The organism is Novosphingobium sp. ST904 (assembly GCF_001298105.1).
GTDB lineage: Bacteria > Pseudomonadota > Alphaproteobacteria > Sphingomonadales > Sphingomonadaceae > Novosphingobium.
On the sequence record NZ_LGJH01000145.1, the window covers coordinates 64,429 to 84,130 of the forward strand.

General features: G+C 63.7%; 17 protein-coding genes and 4 pseudogenes. 5 read left to right on the forward strand and 16 right to left on the reverse strand.

Translation table 11 applies throughout. From position 1 onward, the window contains the following. Positions 1 to 3: 3 nt before the first annotated feature. The 14 genes and pseudogenes from nuoL to ADT71_RS13805 all read right to left on the reverse strand — a co-directional run bounded on the left by nuoL (position 4) and on the right by ADT71_RS13805 (position 12,004). A pseudogene (gene nuoL, locus ADT71_RS13740) lies at positions 4 to 2,105 on the reverse strand (NADH-quinone oxidoreductase subunit L). Between the two features lie 4 nt (positions 2,106 to 2,109). Then, positions 2,110 to 2,415, reverse strand: coding sequence for an NADH-quinone oxidoreductase subunit NuoK (gene nuoK / locus ADT71_RS13745; protein ID WP_054437643.1), 306 nt, complete (start codon positions 2,413 to 2,415; stop codon positions 2,110 to 2,112). After that, complete coding sequence (locus tag ADT71_RS13750) at positions 2,412 to 3,029, reverse strand: NADH-quinone oxidoreductase subunit J (RefSeq protein ID WP_054437644.1); 618 nt, start codon at positions 3,027 to 3,029, stop codon at positions 2,412 to 2,414. The genes nuoK and ADT71_RS13750 overlap by 4 nt, the downstream gene beginning before the upstream one ends. Before the next feature lie 12 nt (positions 3,030 to 3,041). Then, positions 3,042 to 3,527: an NADH-quinone oxidoreductase subunit NuoI gene (gene nuoI / locus ADT71_RS13755; protein ID WP_054437645.1), complete on the reverse strand. Its 486-nt coding sequence runs from the start codon at positions 3,525 to 3,527 to the stop codon at positions 3,042 to 3,044. Next, positions 3,524 to 4,570: an NADH-quinone oxidoreductase subunit NuoH gene (nuoH, locus tag ADT71_RS13760; RefSeq protein ID WP_054437647.1), complete on the reverse strand. Its 1,047-nt coding sequence runs from the start codon at positions 4,568 to 4,570 to the stop codon at positions 3,524 to 3,526. Before nuoH ends, nuoI begins: the two co-directional genes overlap by 4 nt. After that, the gene (gene nuoG / locus ADT71_RS13765; protein ID WP_054437649.1) at positions 4,567 to 6,585 is read right to left on the reverse strand and encodes an NADH-quinone oxidoreductase subunit NuoG; all 2,019 of its coding nucleotides are present in this window, start codon (positions 6,583 to 6,585) and stop codon (positions 4,567 to 4,569) included. Before nuoG ends, nuoH begins: the two co-directional genes overlap by 4 nt. Continuing rightward, positions 6,585 to 7,885 (reverse strand): annotated as a pseudogene (nuoF, locus tag ADT71_RS13770) (NADH-quinone oxidoreductase subunit NuoF). Before nuoF ends, nuoG begins: the two are co-directional and overlap by 1 nt. Further along, entirely contained in the window at positions 7,885 to 8,553 is a 669-nt protein-coding gene (locus ADT71_RS13775) for an NAD(P)H-dependent oxidoreductase subunit E (protein WP_054437654.1), read from the reverse strand. The pseudogene nuoF and the gene ADT71_RS13775 overlap by 1 nt, the downstream one beginning before the upstream one ends. Next, positions 8,546 to 8,746 carry a hypothetical protein gene (locus tag ADT71_RS13780; protein WP_054437656.1) on the reverse strand — a complete coding sequence of 67 codons (201 nt, stop codon included), beginning with the start codon at positions 8,744 to 8,746 and terminating at the stop codon, positions 8,546 to 8,548. Before ADT71_RS13780 ends, ADT71_RS13775 begins: the two co-directional genes overlap by 8 nt. Next, positions 8,743 to 9,093 carry a nuclear transport factor 2 family protein gene (locus tag ADT71_RS13785; RefSeq protein ID WP_054437657.1) on the reverse strand — a complete coding sequence of 117 codons (351 nt, stop codon included), beginning with the start codon at positions 9,091 to 9,093 and terminating at the stop codon, positions 8,743 to 8,745. Before ADT71_RS13785 ends, ADT71_RS13780 begins: the two co-directional genes overlap by 4 nt. Further along, positions 9,090 to 10,301 (reverse strand): NADH-quinone oxidoreductase subunit D, encoded by a 1,212-nt coding sequence (locus tag ADT71_RS13790; RefSeq protein WP_054437659.1) that lies wholly within the window; start codon positions 10,299 to 10,301, stop codon positions 9,090 to 9,092. Before ADT71_RS13790 ends, ADT71_RS13785 begins: the two co-directional genes overlap by 4 nt. Next, a complete protein-coding gene (locus ADT71_RS13795) occupies positions 10,298 to 11,044 on the reverse strand; it encodes an NADH-quinone oxidoreductase subunit C (protein ID WP_054437660.1) in 747 nt (248 codons plus the stop codon). Before ADT71_RS13795 ends, ADT71_RS13790 begins: the two co-directional genes overlap by 4 nt. A gap of 7 nt (positions 11,045 to 11,051) precedes the next feature. Next, the gene (locus tag ADT71_RS13800; RefSeq protein WP_054437661.1) at positions 11,052 to 11,633 is read right to left on the reverse strand and encodes an NADH-quinone oxidoreductase subunit B family protein; all 582 of its coding nucleotides are present in this window, start codon (positions 11,631 to 11,633) and stop codon (positions 11,052 to 11,054) included. Continuing rightward, entirely contained in the window at positions 11,630 to 12,004 is a 375-nt protein-coding gene (locus ADT71_RS13805; RefSeq protein ID WP_054437662.1) for an NADH-quinone oxidoreductase subunit A, read from the reverse strand. The genes ADT71_RS13800 and ADT71_RS13805 overlap by 4 nt, the downstream gene beginning before the upstream one ends. A gap of 448 nt (positions 12,005 to 12,452) precedes the next feature. On the opposite strand from ADT71_RS13805, the pseudogene ADT71_RS13810 reads away from it, so the two are divergent. Next, positions 12,453 to 13,645: pseudogene (locus ADT71_RS13810) on the forward strand (acetyl-CoA C-acyltransferase). Positions 13,646 to 13,736: 91 nt separating this feature from the next. Here the strand turns inward: ADT71_RS13810 and ADT71_RS13815 are convergent. Next, positions 13,737 to 14,219, reverse strand: a complete 483-nt coding sequence (locus ADT71_RS13815; RefSeq protein WP_054437689.1) for an SH3 domain-containing protein — start codon at positions 14,217 to 14,219, stop codon at positions 13,737 to 13,739. A 132-nt stretch (positions 14,220 to 14,351) separates the two neighbouring features. Here ADT71_RS13815 and ADT71_RS13820 point away from each other — a divergent pair. The 3 genes and pseudogenes from ADT71_RS13820 to ADT71_RS13830 all read left to right on the forward strand — a co-directional run bounded on the left by ADT71_RS13820 (position 14,352) and on the right by ADT71_RS13830 (position 17,244). Beyond that, positions 14,352 to 15,370, forward strand: a pseudogene (locus ADT71_RS13820) (2-hydroxyacid dehydrogenase). 105 nt (positions 15,371 to 15,475) lie between these two features. Then, positions 15,476 to 16,777 carry an ammonium transporter gene (locus tag ADT71_RS13825; RefSeq protein ID WP_054437663.1) on the forward strand — a complete coding sequence of 434 codons (1,302 nt, stop codon included), beginning with the start codon at positions 15,476 to 15,478 and terminating at the stop codon, positions 16,775 to 16,777. Then, positions 16,774 to 17,244, forward strand: a complete 471-nt coding sequence (locus ADT71_RS13830) for a DUF805 domain-containing protein (protein WP_082370341.1) — start codon at positions 16,774 to 16,776, stop codon at positions 17,242 to 17,244. Before ADT71_RS13825 ends, ADT71_RS13830 begins: the two co-directional genes overlap by 4 nt. A 20-nt stretch (positions 17,245 to 17,264) precedes the next feature. Here ADT71_RS13830 and ADT71_RS13835 read toward each other — a convergent pair whose 3' ends face one another. Next, the gene (locus ADT71_RS13835) at positions 17,265 to 18,440 is read right to left on the reverse strand and encodes a MaoC family dehydratase N-terminal domain-containing protein (RefSeq protein WP_054437666.1); all 1,176 of its coding nucleotides are present in this window, start codon (positions 18,438 to 18,440) and stop codon (positions 17,265 to 17,267) included. 197 nt (positions 18,441 to 18,637) lie between these two features. On the opposite strand from ADT71_RS13835, the gene ADT71_RS13840 reads away from it, so the two are divergent. After that, complete coding sequence (locus ADT71_RS13840) at positions 18,638 to 19,588, forward strand: nitronate monooxygenase family protein (protein WP_054437668.1); 951 nt, start codon at positions 18,638 to 18,640, stop codon at positions 19,586 to 19,588. Positions 19,589 to 19,702 lie beyond the last annotated feature (114 nt).

A 19,702-nucleotide genomic window follows, 5' to 3' on the forward strand; every position in this document is an offset into this window, starting at 1 on the left:
ATCTTATCCCGCGATCACCCAGCTGATGGCGCCGACAAGGCCCAGCAGCATGACAAGAGCGTAGCTGTACAGATAGCCCGACTGGACCTTCTGCGCGTAAGTCGAACCCCTGGCGACGACCCAGGCCGCACCGTCGGGACCGAACTTGTCGATCACGCCGATATCCAGGATCTTCCAGAACACCTTGCCGAGCCAGAATGCGGGACGGACGAAGATGATGTTGTAGAGCTCGTCGAACATCCACTTGCGGTACACGAAGGTGTAGACCGGCCCGAGCTGCTCGGCGACTGCCTTGGGGAACGAGATGTTCTTGATGTAACCGTACCATGCGGTCAGCAGGCCCAGCGACATCACGGTGAACGGCGCCCACTTCACCCAGGTCGGCACGCCGTGCATGGCGTGGATCAGGTGTTCGTGGAAGACCAGCGCACCCTTCCAGAACTCACCCGTCCCTTCCGAGACGAAGGCATGCTGGAAGACGAAGCCGGCAAGTACCGCGCCCGTTGCCAGGATCAGCAGCGGCAACAGCATGACCAGCGGGCTCTCGTGCGGGTGATAGCCACCCGTACCGTCGCCATGCGCCGTGTAGTCCGGACCGCGCGAACCGAGTTCGGGAGCCGCGTGAGCATGTGCATCATCGGCATGGTCGTCATGTGCGTGATCGTCATGACCATGGTCGTCGTGACCGTGGCCGTGCGCATCATGCACCGCGTGCTGGATATGCTCCGACTGGATCCAGCGCGGCTTTCCGAAGAAGGTCAGGAAGACCAGGCGCCAGGAGTAGAAGCTGGTCATCAGCGCAGCGGCGATGCCCATCCAGAAGGCGAAACCGCCAACTGCCGTGCCCGAACCGAACGCCGCCTCAAGGATGGCGTCCTTCGAGTAGAACCCTGCGAAGCCGACGAAGCCCGCGATACCAACGCCGGTGATGGCCAGCGTACCCGCCGTCATCGTCCAGAAGGTGATCGGGATGTGCTTACGCAGAGCGCCGTAGAAGCGCATGTCCTGCTCATGGTGCATCGCATGGATCACCGAGCCCGCACCGAGGAACAGCAGTGCCTTGAAGAAGGCGTGCGTGAACAGGTGGAACATGGCCGCGCCATAGGCGCCGACGCCGGCGGCGAAGAACATGTAGCCGAGCTGCGAACAGGTCGAATAGGCGATGACGCGCTTGATGTCCCACTGCGTGCAGCCGACGGTGGCCGCGAAGAAGCAGGTGCAGGCGCCAACGAAAGCCATGACATGCATCGCCGTTTCGCTGGTCTCGAACATCGGGGACAGGCGGCAGACCATGAAGACGCCCGCGGTGACCATGGTGGCGGCGTGGATCAGCGCCGACACGGGGTCGGGCCTTCCATCGCGTCCGGAAGCCAGGTGTGCAGGCCGAGCTGCGCCGACTTGCCCATCGCGCCCACGAACAGCAGGAGGCAGATCACGGTCATCGTGTCGAAGCGATAGCCGAGGAACCCGATGGTCGAACCGGCCATGCCGGGCGCCGCGTGCAGGATCTCGGGGATCGAGACCGTGCCGAACACCAGGAAGGTGGCGAAGATGCCGAGCATGAAGCCAAGGTCACCCACGCGGTTGACCACGAAGGCCTTGATAGCGGCGGCACCGGCCGAAGGCTTGCGGAACCAGAAGCCGATCAGGAGATACGAGGCAAGACCCACGCCTTCCCAACCGAAGAACATCTGCACCAGGTTGTCAGCGGTCACCAGCATGAGCATGGCGAACGTGAAGAGCGACAGGTACGCGAAGAAGCGCGGCTGATCCGGCTCCTCGCTCATGTAGCCCCACGAATAGAGGTGCACGAGCGCGGAAACCGAAGTCACGACGACGAGCATGACCGCAGTCAGCGAGTCCACGCGCAGCGACCAGTCGAAGGTCATCGCGCCCGACTGGACCCACTTGAGCACCGGGACAACGGCAGCTTCGGCGTTTCCGGTCAGGAAACCGATGAAGATCGGCCAGCTCAGCGCACAGGCGACAAACAGCGCGCCGGTCGTCAGGACCTTTGCGGGGACGTGGCCGAGCTGCTTATTGCCCAGCCCGGCGATGATCGCTGCCAGTAACGGCAGGAAGACGATGATCAGGATCGGGTGCAAGGCCTTATCCCTTCATCCGGTTGACGTCGTCGACGGCGATGCTGCCGCGGCCACGGAAATATATCACGAGGATAGCAAGCCCCACTGCGGCCTCGCCGGCAGCGACCGTCAGCACGAACATCGCGAAGATCTGGCCCGTGAGGTCGTGCAGGAACGCGCTGAACGCGACGAGGTTGATGTTGACCGCAAGCAGGATCAGTTCGATCGCCATGAGCAGAACGATGACGTTCTTGCGGTTCAGGAAAATGCCGAGGACGCCGAGCACGAAGAGGATCGAGCTCACGACCACGTAATGTTCGACGCCGATCACAGCGAAACCCCCTTGCCGACTTCCGGCTTGACGTTGACGGTCGCCTCATCTGGGCGACGCGCGATCTGCTTGCTGACCTTCTGGCCGCGCGTGTCACCGCGCTGACGGTGAGTCAGGACAATGGCGCCAACCATCGCGACGAGCAGGATCAGGCCGGCCGCTTCGAACAGGAACAGATAGCGGCTGTAGAGCAGTCCGCCGATGGCCTCGATGTTGGATGCACCGGTCGGCGTCGCTGCCGTACCGTCAGGCGTGCCGAGGTTCAGGGCGCCGGCCTTGTAGGCACCAAGGCCCAGCACCATCTCGGCAAGCAGCACCACGGCTACAAGCATCCCGAGCGGGAAGTTCTTGACGAACCCTGCCCGCAGTTCGGCGAAGTCGATGTCGAGCATCATGACGACGAACAGGAAGAGCACCGCGACCGCGCCGACGTAGACGATGACGAGCAGCATGGCGATGAACTCGGCACCGGTGAGCATCATGAGCCCGGCGGCGTTGAAGAACGCCAGGATCAGGAACAGCACCGAATGGACCGGGTTACGGGAAAGGATGGTGGCGGCCGCCGAAGCGATCGTCAGCACCGCGAAAAGGTAGAAGGCGAAAGTCTGGATCATGTCCGCGGCCCCCTATCGGTACGGTGCGTCGGCTTCAAGGTTAGCGGCGATAGCACGCTCCCACTTGTCCCCGTTCGCCAGCAGCTTGGCTTTGTCATAGAGCAGTTCTTCGCGCGTTTCGGTCGCATATTCGAAGTTCGGCCCCTCGACGATGGCGTCCACCGGGCAGGCTTCCTGGCAGAAGCCGCAGTAGATGCACTTCGTCATGTCGATGTCGTAGCGCGTGGTACGGCGCGAACCGTCATCGCGCGGCGCGGCTTCGATCGTGATCGCCTGCGCCGGGCAGATCGCCTCGCAGAGCTTGCAGGCGATGCAGCGTTCCTCGCCGTTTGGATAACGGCGAAGGGCGTGCTCACCACGGAAGCGCGGCGAAAGCGGGTTCTTCTCGAAGGGGTAGTTGATCGTCGCCTTGGGCTTGAAGAAATACTTCAAGGTCAGCCAGTGCGCCTTCACGAACTCCCAGAGCGTGAAGCTCTTTATGAGTTGTCCGACGGTCATTGGAAGTGTCCGGTAGCCATGAGGTAGCCGCTGACGAGTACGACGAACAGCAGCGATACGGGCAGGAAGACCTTCCAGCCCAGGCGCATCAACTGGTCATAGCGGTACCGGGGAACGGTGGCCTTGATCCAGCTGAACACGAAGAAGAAGAAGAAGACCTTGAGCAGGAACCATACGAAGCCCGGCACGAGGTAGAGAACGGGGATGTCGAGCGGCGGCAGCCATCCGCCCCAGAACAGCGTCGCATTGAGCGCGCACATCAGGAGCACGTTGGCATATTCGCCCAGCCAGTAGGCGGCGAAGGCCATCGACGAATATTCCGTCTGGTAACCGGCGACGAGTTCCGATTCCGCTTCGGCAAGGTCGAAGGGCGCGCGCTGCGTTTCCGCAAGGCTCGAAATCAGGAACATGACCCACATCGGGAACAGCAGCGGGTTAGCGACGAAACCGTTGATGATGCCGAAGACGTGACCCTTCTGCGCCCAGACGATGTCGTTCATGTTGAACGTGCCCGCCCAGAGCACGACGCAGATCAGGATGAAGCCGATCGAGACTTCATACGAGATCATCTGCGCCGAAGCGCGCATCGCCGAGAAGAACGGGTACTTCGAGTTCGAAGCCCAGCCCGCCATGATCGTGCCGTAGACACCCAGCGAGCTGATCGCGAGGATGTAGAGCAGGCCGATGTTGATATTGGCCAGGATCGCGCCCGAGTTGAACGGGATCACCGCCCAGGACAGCAGCGCCAGCGTGAAGGTCACGATCGGCGCGATCAGGAACAGTCCCTTGTTCGCAGCCGAGGGAACGATGGTTTCCTGAAGGAAGACCTTCAGGCCGTCCGCGAAGGACTGGAGCAGGCCGAACGGGCCGACCACGTTGGGACCACGGCGCAGCGCCATGGCGGCCCAGATCTTGCGGTCGACATAGATGATCATGGCGACGGCCAGCATCAGCGGCAGCGCGATGAGCAGGATGCCGCAGACGGTGGACACGAACCATGCCCACTCGTAGCTCATCCCGAGATTCTGGAAGAAAGCGGTCATTCCGCGGCCTCCGCCAGGTCTTCACCGTGAAGCAGTTCGGCCGAGCAACGCTGCATGACGGCGCTCGCGCGGGCGATCGGGTTGGTCATGTAGAAGTCCTTGATCGGATAGGCGATCTGGCCGGCAGCGGAACCGCCCCCGGCAGGCAGAACGCTCCCGTAGTCGGCGAGGCCTTCGCTGCCAAGTGCAGGAACTTCCTCGATCATTGCATTTCGCAACTGATCGAAGCTGTCGAACCCGACCGAGACGCCGAAAGCGTCGGCAAGGGCGCGAAGGATGGTCCAGTCCTCGCGGGCATCGCCCGGAGCGAACACGCCCTTGTCGGACCACTGCACGCGGCCTTCGGTGTTGACGTAAGTGCCGGCCTTTTCGGTATAGGCAGAAGCCGGCAGGATGACGTCAGCTGCATGAGCGCCCTTGTCGCCGTGATGACCGATGTAGACGATCATCGAACCGGCGAACTGGGTGAAGTCCACTTCATCGGCGCCGAGCGCGAGCAGAACCTTGGGCTTGGCGGCGACGAGATCGGCAATGCCGCCCTTCTGCGCGTAGCCGAGCATCAGGCCGCCCATGCGGGCCGCTGCCATGTGGAGGACGTTGAAACCGTTCCACTGGGTGCCGTCTTCAAGATCGCGAACCAGGTTGAACTGGGCGGCGAGCGCGAGGCCCGCTTCCAGACCGCCACGGCCGAGCGCCGCACCGCCGAGGATGACCGCCGGACGCTTCGCGTTCGACAGCGCATCGGCGACGTTCTGCGGAAGGTTGCCGAGGATCGAAAGGTCTTCGCCGAGGAACTCGCCGCCGAAGGTGGTTTCCCACTCGGGACCGACGAGGAACACCTTGGCGCCCCGCTTCACCGCCTTGCGCAGGCGGACGTTGAGAAGCGGCGCTTCCCAGCGCACGTGGCTGCCGGCGATCAGGATCGCGTCAGCGGTCTCGATCCCTGCGAACGTGGTGTTGAAGTTGACGGCGGCAAGGCTGTCGGTTGCGTAGTCCATCCCGGTCTGGCGACCTTCGATGAGCGTCGAACCGAGCGCGCCGACCAGCTTCTTGGCCGCGAACATCGTTTCGCAATCGACCATGTCGCCGGCGACCGCAGCGATCGAGTTGCCCGGGTTCAGCGTGGCGATGGCGGCGAAGGCCTCGTTCCAGCTGACCGCGACGAGCTTGCCGTCACGGCGCAGGAACGGCTTGTCGAGACGGCGCTTGGTAAGGCCGTCGACCATGTAGCGCGCCTTGTCGCTGATCCATTCCTCGTTGACGTCGTCGTTGTTACGAGGAAGCACGCGCAGCACTTCGCGGCCGCGCGCGTCGATGCGGATGTTGGCACCGGTGGCGTCCGACACGTCGATGCCCAGCGTCTTCTTGAGTTCCCAAGGGCGGGCCTCGAAGGCGTAGGGACGCGAGGTAAGCGCGCCAACCGGGCAGAGATCGATCACGTTGGCCGACATCTCATGCTTGGCAGCATGTTCGAGATAGGTGGTGATCTGCATGGACTCGCCGCGATAGAGCGCGCCGATCTCGTCCACACCTGCGATCTCTTCCGAGAAGCGCACGCAGCGGGTGCAGTGGATGCAGCGCGTCATCGTCGTCTTGATGAGCGGGCCCATGTACTTTTCAGTGACCGCGCGCTTGTTCTCGTCGTAGCGCGAAGCGCCGCGACCGTAAGCGACGGACTGGTCCTGAAGGTCGCACTCGCCGCCCTGATCGCAGATCGGGCAATCGAGCGGGTGGTTGATGAGGAGAAACTCCATCACCCCTTCCCGCGCCTTCTTGACCATTTCGGAATCCGTGCGGATTTCCTGGCCTTCGGTAGCCGGAAGCGCGCACGAAGCCTGGGGCTTGGGCGGTCCGGGCTTCACTTCGACCAGGCACATGCGGCAATTGCCGGCGATGCTCAGGCGCTCGTGATAACAGAAGCGCGGGATTTCCTTGCCGGCAAGCTCGCAGGCCTGCAGCACGGTTGCGCCGTTGGGGACGTCGATCTCGACGCCGTCGACTTTGACCTTGGGCATTACTCGGCAGCCTCGCGGACGTTTTCGGCGATCCGGCGCTCAAGCTCCGGACGGAAATGACGGATCAGGCCCTGGATCGGCCACGCCGCAGCGTCGCCCAGAGCGCAGATGGTGTGGCCTTCGACCTGCTTGGTCACCTGCTGCAGCATGTCGATTTCCTCGACTTCCGCGTCGCCGGTGCGCAGGCGCTCCATCACGCGCCACATCCACCCCGTGCCTTCGCGGCAGGGGGTGCACTGGCCGCAGGACTCGTGCTTGTAGAAGTACGAGATGCGGCTGATGGCGCGAACGATGTCGGTGGACTTGTCCATGACGATGACGGCAGCGGTGCCAAGGCCCGAGCCGACAGCCTTCAGGCCGTCGAAGTCCATCGGAGCATCCCAGATATCGGCCGCCGGAACCAGCGGAACCGACGAACCGCCGGGGATCACCGCCAGCAGGTTGTCCTTGCCGCCGCGAATGCCGCCGCAATGACGCTCGATCAGTTCGCTGAACGGGATCGACATCTCTTCCTCGACCACGCAGGGACGGTTCACGTGCCCGCTGATCTGGAAGAGCTTGGTGCCCTTGTTGTTCTCTCGGCCGAAGCTGGAGAACCAGGCTGCGCCGCGACGCAGGATGGTGGGCGCAACAGCGATCGATTCCACGTTGTTGACCGTGGTCGGGCAGCCGTAGAGGCCTGCACCGGCCGGGAACGGCGGCTTCAGGCGGGGCTGGCCCTTCTTGCCTTCGAGGCTTTCGATCATCGCGGTTTCTTCGCCGCAGATGTAAGCGCCGGCGCCGCGGTGGACGAAGACGTCGAAATCGTAGCCCGAACCGCAGGCGTTCTTGCCCAGCAGGCCGGCTGCGTAAGCCTCTTCACGCGCCGCGAACAGCGTCTCTGCCTCGCGGATGTATTCGCCGCGAATGTAGATGTAGGCCGCGCGCGCACCCATTGCGAAACCCGCGACCAGCGCACCTTCGAACAGGAGATGCGGGTCGTGCGCATGATCTCGCGATCCTTGCACGAACCGGGCTCGGATTCGTCGGCATTGATGACGAGGAAGCTGGGCTTCGGATTGCCGGCCTGGTCGAGCGGCGGCTGCTTGGGCATGAAGGACCACTTCATGCCGGTGGGGAAGCCCGCACCGCCGCGACCGCGCAGACCCGATGCCTTCATCTCGTCGATGATGGCGTCACGGCCGCGCTCGATCAGCGCCTTGGTGTTGTCCCAGGCGCCGCGCGCCTGCGCTTCCTTCAAGTTCCACGGCTGATAGCCGTAGAGGTTGGTGAAGATGCGATCCTTGTCGGCGAGAGCCATTACCACTCACTCCGATAGTCATGATTGGCCGTGATCATCGCGGCCAGGTTGGTCGGCTCACCGACGGGTTCGACGGTGTGTCGGGCAGGATCCTGCGTCCCGGCCTTCGGCGCTTCACCACGCTCCAGCGCGTCGAGCACCGCGTTCAGGCGGTCCGACGTGAGGTCTTCGTAGTTGTCGTCGTTGATCTGGACCATCGGAGCCGAGGCGCAGTTGCCCATGCATTCGACCTCGGTGAACGACCAGAGGCCGTCTTCCGAAATGTGGCCCTTCTTCATGCCGCGCGACTTGCACGTGGCGAGAAGGTCGTCCGAACCACGCAGCATGCACGGCGTCGTGCCGCAGACCTGCACGTGAAAACGGCCGATCGGCGCGATGTTGTACATCGTGTAGAACGTCGCGACCTCGACGACGCGGATTACCGGCATGTCGAGATAGGCGGCGATGTATTCCATCACCGGGATCGGCAGCCAGCCCTGCGTGTTCAGCTCTGCACCGACCTGGCGCTGGGCGAGGTCGAGAAGAGGCATCACCGCCGAGCGCTGGCGCCCGTCGGGATAGCGGGACACGACTTCCTTCGCCTTTTCGGCGTTTTCGGCGGTCCAGGCGAAATTGCCCCAACGGGCCCGAAGTTCGGGCGAGTCGGGTTCGATATAGCGGTCAGCCATGCTTACCCCTGCGCTTCAGCCACTGGTCCTGGCCGAAAAGAAACAATTCGAAACCGCCGATCGCGGTTACCAGCATCGGCAGCACGGCCGTGGGCTGGAGACCGATATAGACGGCGGCAAAGTACCAAACCGCAAGGGCCACGCCGGTGACGGCGGCCCAGATGCGGGTCAGTTCGAGCGTGTTGAATTTCATCGGATGAACTCAACCCGCGAGCACTTGTCACCCTCGAAGCTGTAGACCGCGAGAACGTCGAAAGGCTCGACAAGATCGGAACCGTCCGTTGCCGGACCGCGCGTCACGTGTTCACGGAAAACAACATAGTTGTCGGTTTCTTCACGCGAAACGATCTCGGCCTTGTTCTCGGGCCACCTGGCGAAAGCCGCCTTGAGACCCGAGCGCGTGCCCTCCTTGCCCTCGCGAACCACAGCGCCGCGATAGTTCGCTTCGCTGGCTTCGTCGGTCATGTAGGTCACGTAGAGATCGGCATCCTGCGCGTTGTAGGCTGCGATCATGGCTTCGGCGATTGCGAGGCGGCTCAACGGTCGCACTCCCCGAACACGACGTCGATGGCGCCGAGGATGGCGGTCGCGTCAGGAAGCATGTGGCCCTTCGACATGAAGTCCATCGCCTGGAGGTGCGAGAAGGCGGTCGGGCGGATCTTGCAACGATACGGCTTGTTGGAGCCGTCCGAGACGAGATAGACGCCGAATTCGCCCTTCGGGCTCTCGGTGGCGACGTAGACTTCACCGGCCGGCACATGGAAGCCTTCGGTGTAGAGCTTGAAGTGATGGATCAGCGATTCCATCGACTGCTTCATCTCGCCGCGCTTCGGCGGCGAAACCTTGCGGTCGGAGGAGGCGATCGGACCTTCCGGCATCTCGGCGAGGCACTGCTTCATGATCCGGGCCGACTGACGCACTTCCTCGACGCGGACCATGAAGCGGTCGTAGCAGTCAGAGTTGGTGCCGACGGGGATCTCGAAGTCCATGCGGTCGTAGACGTCGTAGGGCTGCGACTTGCGCAGATCCCAGGGAATGCCCGCGCCGCGGATCATCGGGCCGGAGAAGCCCCATGCCAGCGCGTCTTCCTTGCTCACCAGCGCGATGTCGACATTGCGCTGCTTGAAGATGCGGTTGTCCACCACGAGGCTCATCGCGTCCTCGAACAGCGTCGGCAGGCGGGTATCGAGCCAGTCGGCGATGTCGGTCAGCAGCTTGAGCGGCACGTCCTGATGAACGCCGCCGGGACGGAACCACGCCGAGTGCATGCGCGCACCCGAAGCGCGTTCGAAGAAGTTGAGGCAATCCTCGCGGATTTCGAACAGCCACAGGTTCGGGGTCATCGCGCCCACGTCCATGACGTGGGAGCCGATGTTGAGCATGTGGTTGCAGATGCGCGTCAGCTCGGCGAACAGCACGCGAAGGTACTGCGCGCGGATCGGCACTTCAAGGTTGAGCAGCTTCTCGATCGCCAGGACGTAGGAATGCTCCATCCCCAGCGGCGAGCAGTAGTCCAGACGGTCGAAGTAGGGCAGCGCCTGGAGGTAGGTCTTGTGCTCGATCAGCTTTTCGGTGCCGCGATGCAGCAGGCCGACGTGCGGATCGATGCGCTCGATGATCTCGCCATCGAGTTCCATGACCATGCGCAGAACGCCGTGCGCCGCAGGGTGCTGCGGGCCGAAGTTGATCGTGTAGTTGGTGATGACTTCATCGCCGGTGGTCGGCGACTGCTCGAGCTGGATGCTCACTTGTCGTCTCCCTTCGCGGAATCGCCGGACTTCTCGGCAGCCTTGTCGTTCGCCTTGTCACCGGCGCCGGTATCAGCCTTGCTGTCGGTGGTCTTCGGCTTCTCGACCGGCGGCGGCGCAGGCTGCTGCGCAGCCTTCTCGTCGCCGGGAAGAACGTATTCGGCGCCTTCCCACGGGCTCATGAAGTCGAACTGGCGCAGGTCCTGCGCAAGCTTGACCGGTTCGTAGACGACGCGCTTGTCCTCTTCGGAATAGCGCAGTTCCACGTAGCCGGTCAGCGGGAAGTCCTTGCGGAACGGATGGCCTTCGAAACCGTAGTCGGTCAGGATGCGGCGCAGGTCCGGGTTGCCGGCAAAGATCACGCCGTACATGTCGAACACTTCGCGCTCGAGCCAGCCCGCGTTCGGCCACAGCGTGGTCACGGTGGGAACCGGCGTGTTCTCGGCCGCGGATACCTTCACCATGAGGCGATGGTTCTTCGTCACCGAAAGCAGCATGTAGACGACTTCGAAACGCTCGGGCCGCGACGGGAAGTCGACGCCGGCCATCTCCATGAGCTGCTGGTATTCGTGATGGTCACGCAGCAGGCGCAGGGCGTTCTCGATCTGGTCGCGCGCGACGGTGAGCACGACTTCGCCGTGCTCCTCACGGGCAGCGGTCAGCACCGGACCGAGCGCGGCCGAGAGAGTCTCGATCACACCTTCGTTCGAGGCGAATTTGGGGGCGGAATGCAGAACGGTCATCGTGCCCTTACCTCTCGAGCGTGCCGGCGCGGCGGATCTTGCGCTGCAACTGCATCACGCCATAAAGCAGCGCCTCGGCGGTCGGAGGGCAGCCCGGCACGTAGATGTCGACCGGAACGATGCGGTCGCACCCGCGCACGACGCTGTAGCTGTAGTGATAGTAGCCGCCGCCGTTGGCGCACGAGCCCATCGAGATGACGTACTTCGGGTCCGACATCTGGTCGTAGACCTTGCGGAGCGCCGGAGCCATCTTGTTGCACAGCGTGCCGGCCACGATCATCACGTCCGACTGGCGCGGAGAAGCGCGCGGCGCGGCGCCGAAGCGCTCCATGTCGTAGCGAGGCATGTTGACGTGGATCATCTCGACCGCGCAGCAGGCGAGGCCGAAGGTCATCCACCACAGCGAGCCGGTACGGGCCCACTGGAACAGCTCCTCGGTCGAGGTGACCAGGAAGCCCTTGTCGGATACTTCCTGGTTGAGGTCCTTGAAGAATGCCTGATCGGGCTGCGTGATAGCGCCGCCCTGAACGTTGGCTGATGCGAGTGCCGGAGCGAGGGGCTGGCCGGCGGAGTTGACGAGCGTGCTCATTCCCAGTCCAGAGCTCCCTTTTTCCATGCGTAGGCGAGGCCGATGGCCAGTTCGCCGAGGAACACCATCATCGTCAGCCATCCGGCCCAGCCCGTCAGCTTCAGCGAAACGGCCCAGGGGAACAGGAACGCGGCTTCAAGGTCGAAGACGATGAAGAGGATCGCGACGAGATAGAAGCGGACATCGAACTGGCTGCGCGGGTCCTCGAACGCGGGGAAGCCGCATTCGTACTCGCTGTTCTTGTCGGCGCTTGGGTTGTGGGTGCCGGTCAGGCGAGCGACGCCCATCGGCAGCAGCACGATCACCGACGAGAGCGCGAGCGCGATCGCGAGAAAGATCAGGATCGGCAGGTATTGTGACAGATCAGTCAATGGTTCTGGCCTTCATACCGGATACGGCAAGCCGGACTCATGCCAATGACAGTGCCCGGTTGTTGCGGGCGCTCTTAGGCCAGCCCTCCCCCCTCTGCAAGGTGTCCGAAGGGAATAAATGGCGGAACTCTGCGGTGTTGCAAGTCATTCGCAACAAGCCCTGAGCGGGACACGGTTCGTCATGATGCCGCATCAAGTCGAAACCCGCAGAAGTCGGGAGATTGGGCAATTTCGGAGCAAAAACAGCAAGCCGCCTCATTGATGCAAGATTTAGCATCCAGCTTGCGAAAATCGCCGCTGTCGAAGGCCTGCAAAGCGCTGGGCCAACGCCATGGGGATGGAGCATGCTTGCCCTGCGCTGAGGAGGAGTCACCAATTGCAATTGGTGCAGTGCAACACTACGTCGCTTCCGAAGGATACCTGATTTTCAAGCGTGAAAGGCACAATAATGGCCCAAATCTCGGCTTCAGACCCGATTGTCATTCTTTCCTATGCTCGTACTCCGATGGGCGGCCTCCAGGGCGCTTTCGCCGAAGTTTCGGCGACAGACCTCGGCGCAACGGCGGTGAAGGCCGCGGTCGAACGCGCCGGCGTGGCCGGTGAGGATATCGAACGCATCTATATGGGTTGCGTGCTGCCGGCCGGTCTTGGCCAGGCCCCTGCCCGCCAGGCCGCTCTCAAGGCCGCCTGCCGAAGTCGGTCCAGGCCACCACGGTAAACAAGGTCTGCGGCTCGGGCATGCAGACGGTCATCATGGGCGCCGAAGCGCTCGCCTCCGGCTCGCTCGACGTGGTGATCGCCGGCGGCATGGAATCGATGACCAATGCGCCGTACCTGTCGAAGAAGCACCGCTCGGGCGCGCGCGCTGGGCACGACACGCTTTATGATCACATGTTCCTCGACGGCCTGGAAGACGCTTATGAAGGCGGCTCGATGGGCTCCTTCGCGCAAGTGACCGCCGACGAGTACCAGCTCACCCGCGAAAACCAGGACGATTACTCGATCGAATCCCTGCGCCGCGCGCAGGAAGCGATCACCAGCGGCGCGTTCCGGAACGAAGTCGTCCCCGTCACCGTCAAGACCCGCAAGGGCGAAGTCGTGATCGACAGCGACGAACAGCCGCCCAAGGGCAATCCCGACAAGATCCGCACCCTGCGCGCCGCCTTCGCCAAGGACGGCACGATCACCGCCGCCAGCTCCAGCTCGATTTCCGACGGCGCCGCCGCGGTCGTCATGACCCGCGCCAGCTTCGCCGCCGACAAGGGCCTCTCGCCCGTCGCTACGGTGGTGGGCGTGTCGGCCCATGCGCAGGAGCCCGCCAAGTTCACCACCGCCCCCGTCGGCGCGATCACCAAGCTGATGGACAAGGTGGGCTGGCAACTCTCGGACGTCGACCTGTTCGAAGTGAACGAGGCGTTCGCCTGCGTCGCCATGTTCGCCATGCACGACCTCGGCATTCCGCACGACAAGGTCAACGTTCACGGCGGCGCGACGGCGCTCGGCCATCCGATCGGCGCTTCCGGCACGCGCATCATCGTCACCCTCATCAATGCCCTGAAGGAAAAGGGCCTGAAGAAGGGCGTCGCCTCGCTCTGCATCGGCGGCGGCGAAGCGACTGCGGTGGCGATCGAACTGGCCTGATCCGGCCGGACCGCCACTCGGCCGAAAAAGAAAAACTCCGCCGTGATCCGGCGGGGTTTTTCTTTGTGTTCAGGTTATTGCGGGAGATACTTCAGGGCGCGCCTGCACCCCACAGCGTTTCCTGATCGACGAAGCCCTTGTGCCCTTCCACGTCGAAGGGGCACCATCCCTGCTTGCAGTCGCCCAGCAGGCCGATCACCCCCGGTTGCACCCGCCATAGCATCGGCGACGACGAATTGGGCTCGGCATGCATTTCCACAAGCCCCTTCGCCTTGACCAGCGCCGCGCGTTGGCGGGAAAGCAACAGGTCGCGCATCCAGCCCTTGTCGCCGTCCGGGTCCTCGATCAGGCGCCATGGGCCTTCGCGGCGGATCACTTTCACCGGCAGGTGTGGACGGCGATAGACCCAGTCGATCCTGTACGATTCGCCCGGCCCCACCCGCAGGTTGGCCAGGTCCGTATCGATGGATGCCCAGTAGGGAACCTTGTCGTCATCGGCGGCATGGGCAGGCGCAACCGCCCCGCAGAGGGCAGCGGTGCACGCAATTGCGGCTCCCGTGACGATACGGCCCATGATGACGGACCTGGCCGCAACGATCGACTGTCGGATATTCCAGCGAAACATCGCCATTTCATACGCTGCGGAATGCCTCTTCTTCAAGGTTTCTTGACCGGCCGCCTGTGGAAGGCCTAGCCCATTTTCGAAATGACGCTGGTTACCGAAACACCCCTCGCCCACTCGCAGTTCGAGCGCCCCCGCGTGATCGTCACCCGGCGCCTCCTGCCTGCTGTCGAAGCACGCATGGCCGAACTCTTCGATGTCGTTCTCAACGAGGACGATAGGCCCATGGACAGGGCCAGCCTCGCACAGGCGATGAGCGAATGCGAAGTGCTGGTGCCGACCGTGACCGACCGGATCGATGCCGAACTGATCGCACAGGCCGGTCCGCGACTCGGGCTGATAGCCAGCTTCGGCGCGGGCACCGAACATATCGACGTCGCAGCCGCGCGGGCACGCGATATTGTCATCACCAATACGCCCGGCGTCTTCACCGACGATACCGCCGATCTGACGCTTGCCCTCATCCTGTTCACGGCACGCCGCTTCGGCGAAAGTGCCAGAGTGCTCTACCAGGGAGAATGGACCGGTTGGGGCCCCTCCGCCATGCTGGGGCAAAGCCTTGCCGGCAAGACCCTCGGCATCGTCGGCATGGGCCGCATCGGACAGGCGGTCGCCCACCGCGCCAGGGCTTTCGGCATGGAGATCGTCTATCACAACCGGCACCGCCTGCCCGCCGCGATCGAGAGCGGGTTCGCGGCACGCTACGAAGGCGATCTCGATCAGCTTTTCGCCGAATCCGACATCGTGACCCTGCATTGCCCTGCCGTTCCCGGCACCGATCACCTGATCAACGCCCGCACGCTCGGCCTGATGAAACCCAATGCCTGCCTCATCAACACCGGACGCGGCAAGCTGGTGGATGAAGACGCCCTGATCGTCGCCCTGTCCTCAGGCCGCACGCCGGGGCCGGGCTCGACGTATTTGCCCAGGAACCGGCAGTGGACCCCAGGCTGCTCGCCCTGCCCAACGTTGTCGCCCTGCCTCATCTCGGCAGCGCCACGCACGAAGGACGCGGCGCGGCGGGAGAGCGGATCATCGCCAATATCCGCTTCTGGGTAGACGGCCACCGTCCGCCCGATCAGGTACTTCCCGAGCTTACCTAAGCGCAATTCCCTAATCCCATTCTTGTCTCCGGCCGATTTCCTGCGTTAAGTCCCGCCCTGACGACGGCGGCCCGGTGCGCGGTCCCGGCCTCATGGGGAAAATCGATGACCAGACGGGGCCTGCTGCCCATTTTCGCCGCGCTCACGGCGCTGCCCGGCTCGGCCATGGCGCAGGCTGCAGGGATCGACGTGGCCGATAGCGGTGACACCGCATGGATGCTGGCCGCAAGCGCACTGGTCCTGCTCATGGCGATCCCCGGCCTCGCGCTGCTTCATTCCGGCTCGGTCCGCGCCCGTAATGCCCTTTCGGTCCTGATCCAGTCCGGCGCTATCGTTGCGGTCGTAACCCTGCTCTGGGCTGTCGTGGGCTATACGCTGGCTTTCGGCGACCTTTCGGGTGGCTGGATCGGCGGCGGAAACGCCTGGATGCTGATCGACCTCGGGAATGTGCGCAGCGGCACCGAACTGCCGGAAAGCGTGTTCGTGCTGTTCCAGATCGCCGTCGCCGCGCTGCCCCCGGTACTCATGGCCGGAGCCTGGGCCGAACGCGCGCGCTTCGGTTGGGTCGTGGCGTTCTGCGCGCTGTGGACGCTGGTCGTTCAGGCACCGATCGCCCATTGGATCTGGGGCGGCGGCTGGCTCTCGCGCACGGTGGGCACGCTCGATTGGGCAGGCGGCCTCGCCATGTTCACCAGTGCCGGGGTTTCTGCACTGGTCGTCGCCGTCATGATGGGCCGGCGCATCGGCTTTCCCCGCGAAACCGGGCGAGCCCACAATCCCGTAATGGCTCTGGCCGGAACCGCGTTCCTGTGGGCCGGTGCATTCGGCCTGTGCGGCGGCTGGGCGCTTTCTGCGAATGACGATGCGGCAGCCGCCGTCATCGCCGCTCACCTCGCGATAGCGGCCGCCGTGCTGACGTGGCTGGGGATCGAACGCCTTGCCACCGGCCGGGTAAGCGCTGCGGCGAGCGGTAAAGGCGTGCTCGCCGGGATCGCCGTGATCGCACCTGCCGCAGGCTATGTCTCGCCGGGAGCGGCGATCCTGTTCGGTATCGTCGGCGCCGCGGTCGGCTATCAGGCGCAGCGCTTCGTTCGCCGCGCGCTGGAGATCGACGACGCGATGGACGTGTTCGCCGTGGCGGGGCTCAGCGGCATGGCCGGCGCGCTCCTGCTTGCGCCGTTCCTCTCGGTAGACCTCGGAGGCGTGGGATATTATCCCGGCAACACCATGATTTCACAGCTTATTGCCCAGGTGTCCGGACTTGGTGTGGTGGTTGCCTGGTCCGTTGCAGCAACCGCCATCGTCGCGCTCATGGCTTCGCTGGCCTTCCCGATGCGGGTATCGGAAGATGCCGAACGCGCCGGTCTCGATCGTTCGAACCACGGCCATGGCGAGGACGTATCATGATGGCGAGCTATATGCGCGGCATCAGCGCGACCTTGCGGGCGAGCTTCGATTTCACCGGCAAGGCATCACGCGGCGAACTCTGGGCCTACCTGCTCGCCGCCAGCTTGACTGCCGCGCTGCTTTCGACAGTCATCTCGTGGTTCGTCGATGACCGGAGCGCCGGCGTGGCAGCGCTGGCCATCGGTCTGGTTTGCGCGGTTCCCGCGCCAGCCCTCGCCATCCGACGCTTGCACGATTTCGGTCGCAGCGGCTGGTGGAGCGCGGCGCTCGTCATCGGCGGATTGCGGGCACTGCTGCTCGACGGTCTCCAGATCGCCTTCGGATGGAACGTGCGCAGTGCGGTGGAGAGCATCGTCAGCTGGGTGGACTGGGCGATCTTCCCGGCTTTCGGGCTCGTCTACCTTGCGTTGCTGGCCTGGCCGGGCAAGCGCACCGGGCCCGCGCGGCCGGTTGGCGGGGCAGCCTGAGCCGCCCCGCCTTTCCCGGGTCAGTCCGGCTTCTTGGGCAGCGCGATTTCCGCGATGCCTGCGCACATCAGAGTGCCTTTCTGGTTCATCATCTTGTGCTTCACCTGCACGAGGTGGCGGCCTTCCTCGTCCACCATCTTGTCGACCACTTCGGCCGTCTGGATCGTGACGTCGCCCGAGAGGGCCGGGCCGCGATAATTGGCGGTGGAGTGGACGACCATGCCCCATTCACCGGCCCAACCGCCGAGATAGTCGGTCACCCAGGCGCCCATCGACGCACCATAGCCATAAGCGCGCGGCATGCCAATCCTGCGGGCATACTTCGGGAACAGGTGCCCGCGCGAAGGGCCGAAGTAGGCGCCATCGGTCAGTTCCGGGTTGATCCGCTCCATGTGGGGATCATTCTCGTGCCCAGCCATTTCCGCCGTGAAGCCGAGCGCGGCCAGATCCAGTTCGCGGCGGTCGAGCGTGCCCCAGGTGGTGAACAGGAACGAGCGCCATTCGGTGGTGAAGCTGGCGACGGTATGAGGACCGAAGACACGCTCGGGCAGGTTGTCACCCACCTGAACGTCATCCCACCAGCGCTCGCCATGCCCGAGATCGTGAAGCATCTGGATCCACGCGAACTTGCGTTCTTCCAGCTTTTCCAGTTCCTCGTCAGTCCATTCCGGCTCTTCGAACTCGGCAGTGTTGACGGTATCGCCGCCGGCATGGGCGAGATAGCGGATCGCCGTCGAGCGCTGCTTCGAGATCAGTTCGCCGTGCTGGTTGCGGTAGAAATTGTCGCCGCGCTGGAAGCAGGTCGGCCCGAAGCCGGTGTTCTTCACGACATAGTCGAACGGAATGCGTTCATTGGTGATGGTATCGCCGCCGAAGACGCGCGGACCATAGTGCCAGAACTCATCGCCGCCGAAGAGCAGGTGCGAATTGGGAATGCAGCCCACGCAGGAAGGCGAGGTGCCGTGACCATCGTCCATGACGATCGGGAAGCTCTGCGGCGCGACAAGGCGCCCATAGCGGCTTGCCGCGGCGTAGGCCGGATCGAAATGGATCAGGTTAGGGTAGTGCATGCCCTGGACCCAGCGCCGGATATCGTTGTTGCCCAGCGGCTCCCGGATCGGCGACGAATCGATGACCTTGCCGAGATATTGATCGATATCGGAGCAATCAAACTCCACAGCGGCCTGATCGGACATGGCAGACTTCCTCTCGTACGGGCCGCCGGGCGGCCTTATTATGATCGACAGTGCTGTCTATTACATGCACCCCTTTTGGAGGTCACGCGCTATCCGCAGGCCTGCGCGCTGCAACGCCATGGCGGTATGGCGCCCCTCTCGACAGGCGCGCCGCGCCTCTCTATGCCCATTTAATCGATCACTTAAACGGACCGCTCATGACCCTGCCTGCGCCTTTCGCGAACTTGCGCCTTCCCGTGATCGCGGCCCCGATGTTCATCGTATCGAACCCCGAACTGGTCGTCGCGCAGGTACGCTCGGGGATCGTCGGCAGCTTTCCCGCGCTCAATGCCCGTCCGGCCAGTCAGCTTGACGAATGGCTTCATGAGATTTCAGAAAAAACAGCAGGTTGCGAGGCGCCTTTCGCAGTCAACCTGATCGTCCACAAGAGCAATAACCGGCTTGAGGAGGACCTCAAGGTGCTGGAAAAGCACAAGGTTCCGCTCGTCATCACTTCGCTCGGCGCGATTTCCGAAGTGAACGCCGCGGTCCATTCATGGGGCGGCATGGTGCTTCACGACGTCATCAGTGATCGCTTCGCCCGCAAGGCGGTGGAGAAAGGCGCCGACGGGCTGATCGCGGTCGCGGCTGGCGCCGGTGGCCATGCCGGGCCGCAATCGCCTTTCGCACTGATGCAGGAGATCCGCGCATGGTTCGATGGACCGCTGGCCCTGTCCGGCGCAATCGCTTGCGGACGTTCGATCCTGGCGGCACAGGCCATGGGCGCTGACTTCGCCTATATTGGCACGCCCTTCATCGCCACGACAGAAGCCAATGCCATGGAAGGATACAAGCAGGCCATCGTCGAGGGCAGCGCGGCGGACATCGTCTATTCCAGCCTGTTCACCGGTGTTCACGGCAATTACCTGCGCCCTTCGATCGTCGCGGCCGGGCTCGACCCGGACAACCTTGCCGAGGGCGACAAGAACCAGATGGATTTCGGCTCGGGCGGCAATACCGCGGCCAAGGCCTGGAAGGACATCTGGGGATCGGGACAAGGCATCGGCGCGATTTCGGCGGTTGAACCGGTCTCTTCGCGGGTCGAGGAACTGCTCGCGCAGTACCGTGCGGCGAAGGAAGAACTGCGCGGCCGGGCGGGCATCGGCTGAACGTCATCGTTTGTGAGCGGGGCAAGCACGCTGCCGGTCCCGCTCCACAGGCGATCCGCCATCGCGTCCAGTTCGGAGAAGTCCACCCCCTGCCCCAGCGGATCGTGCCGGTTC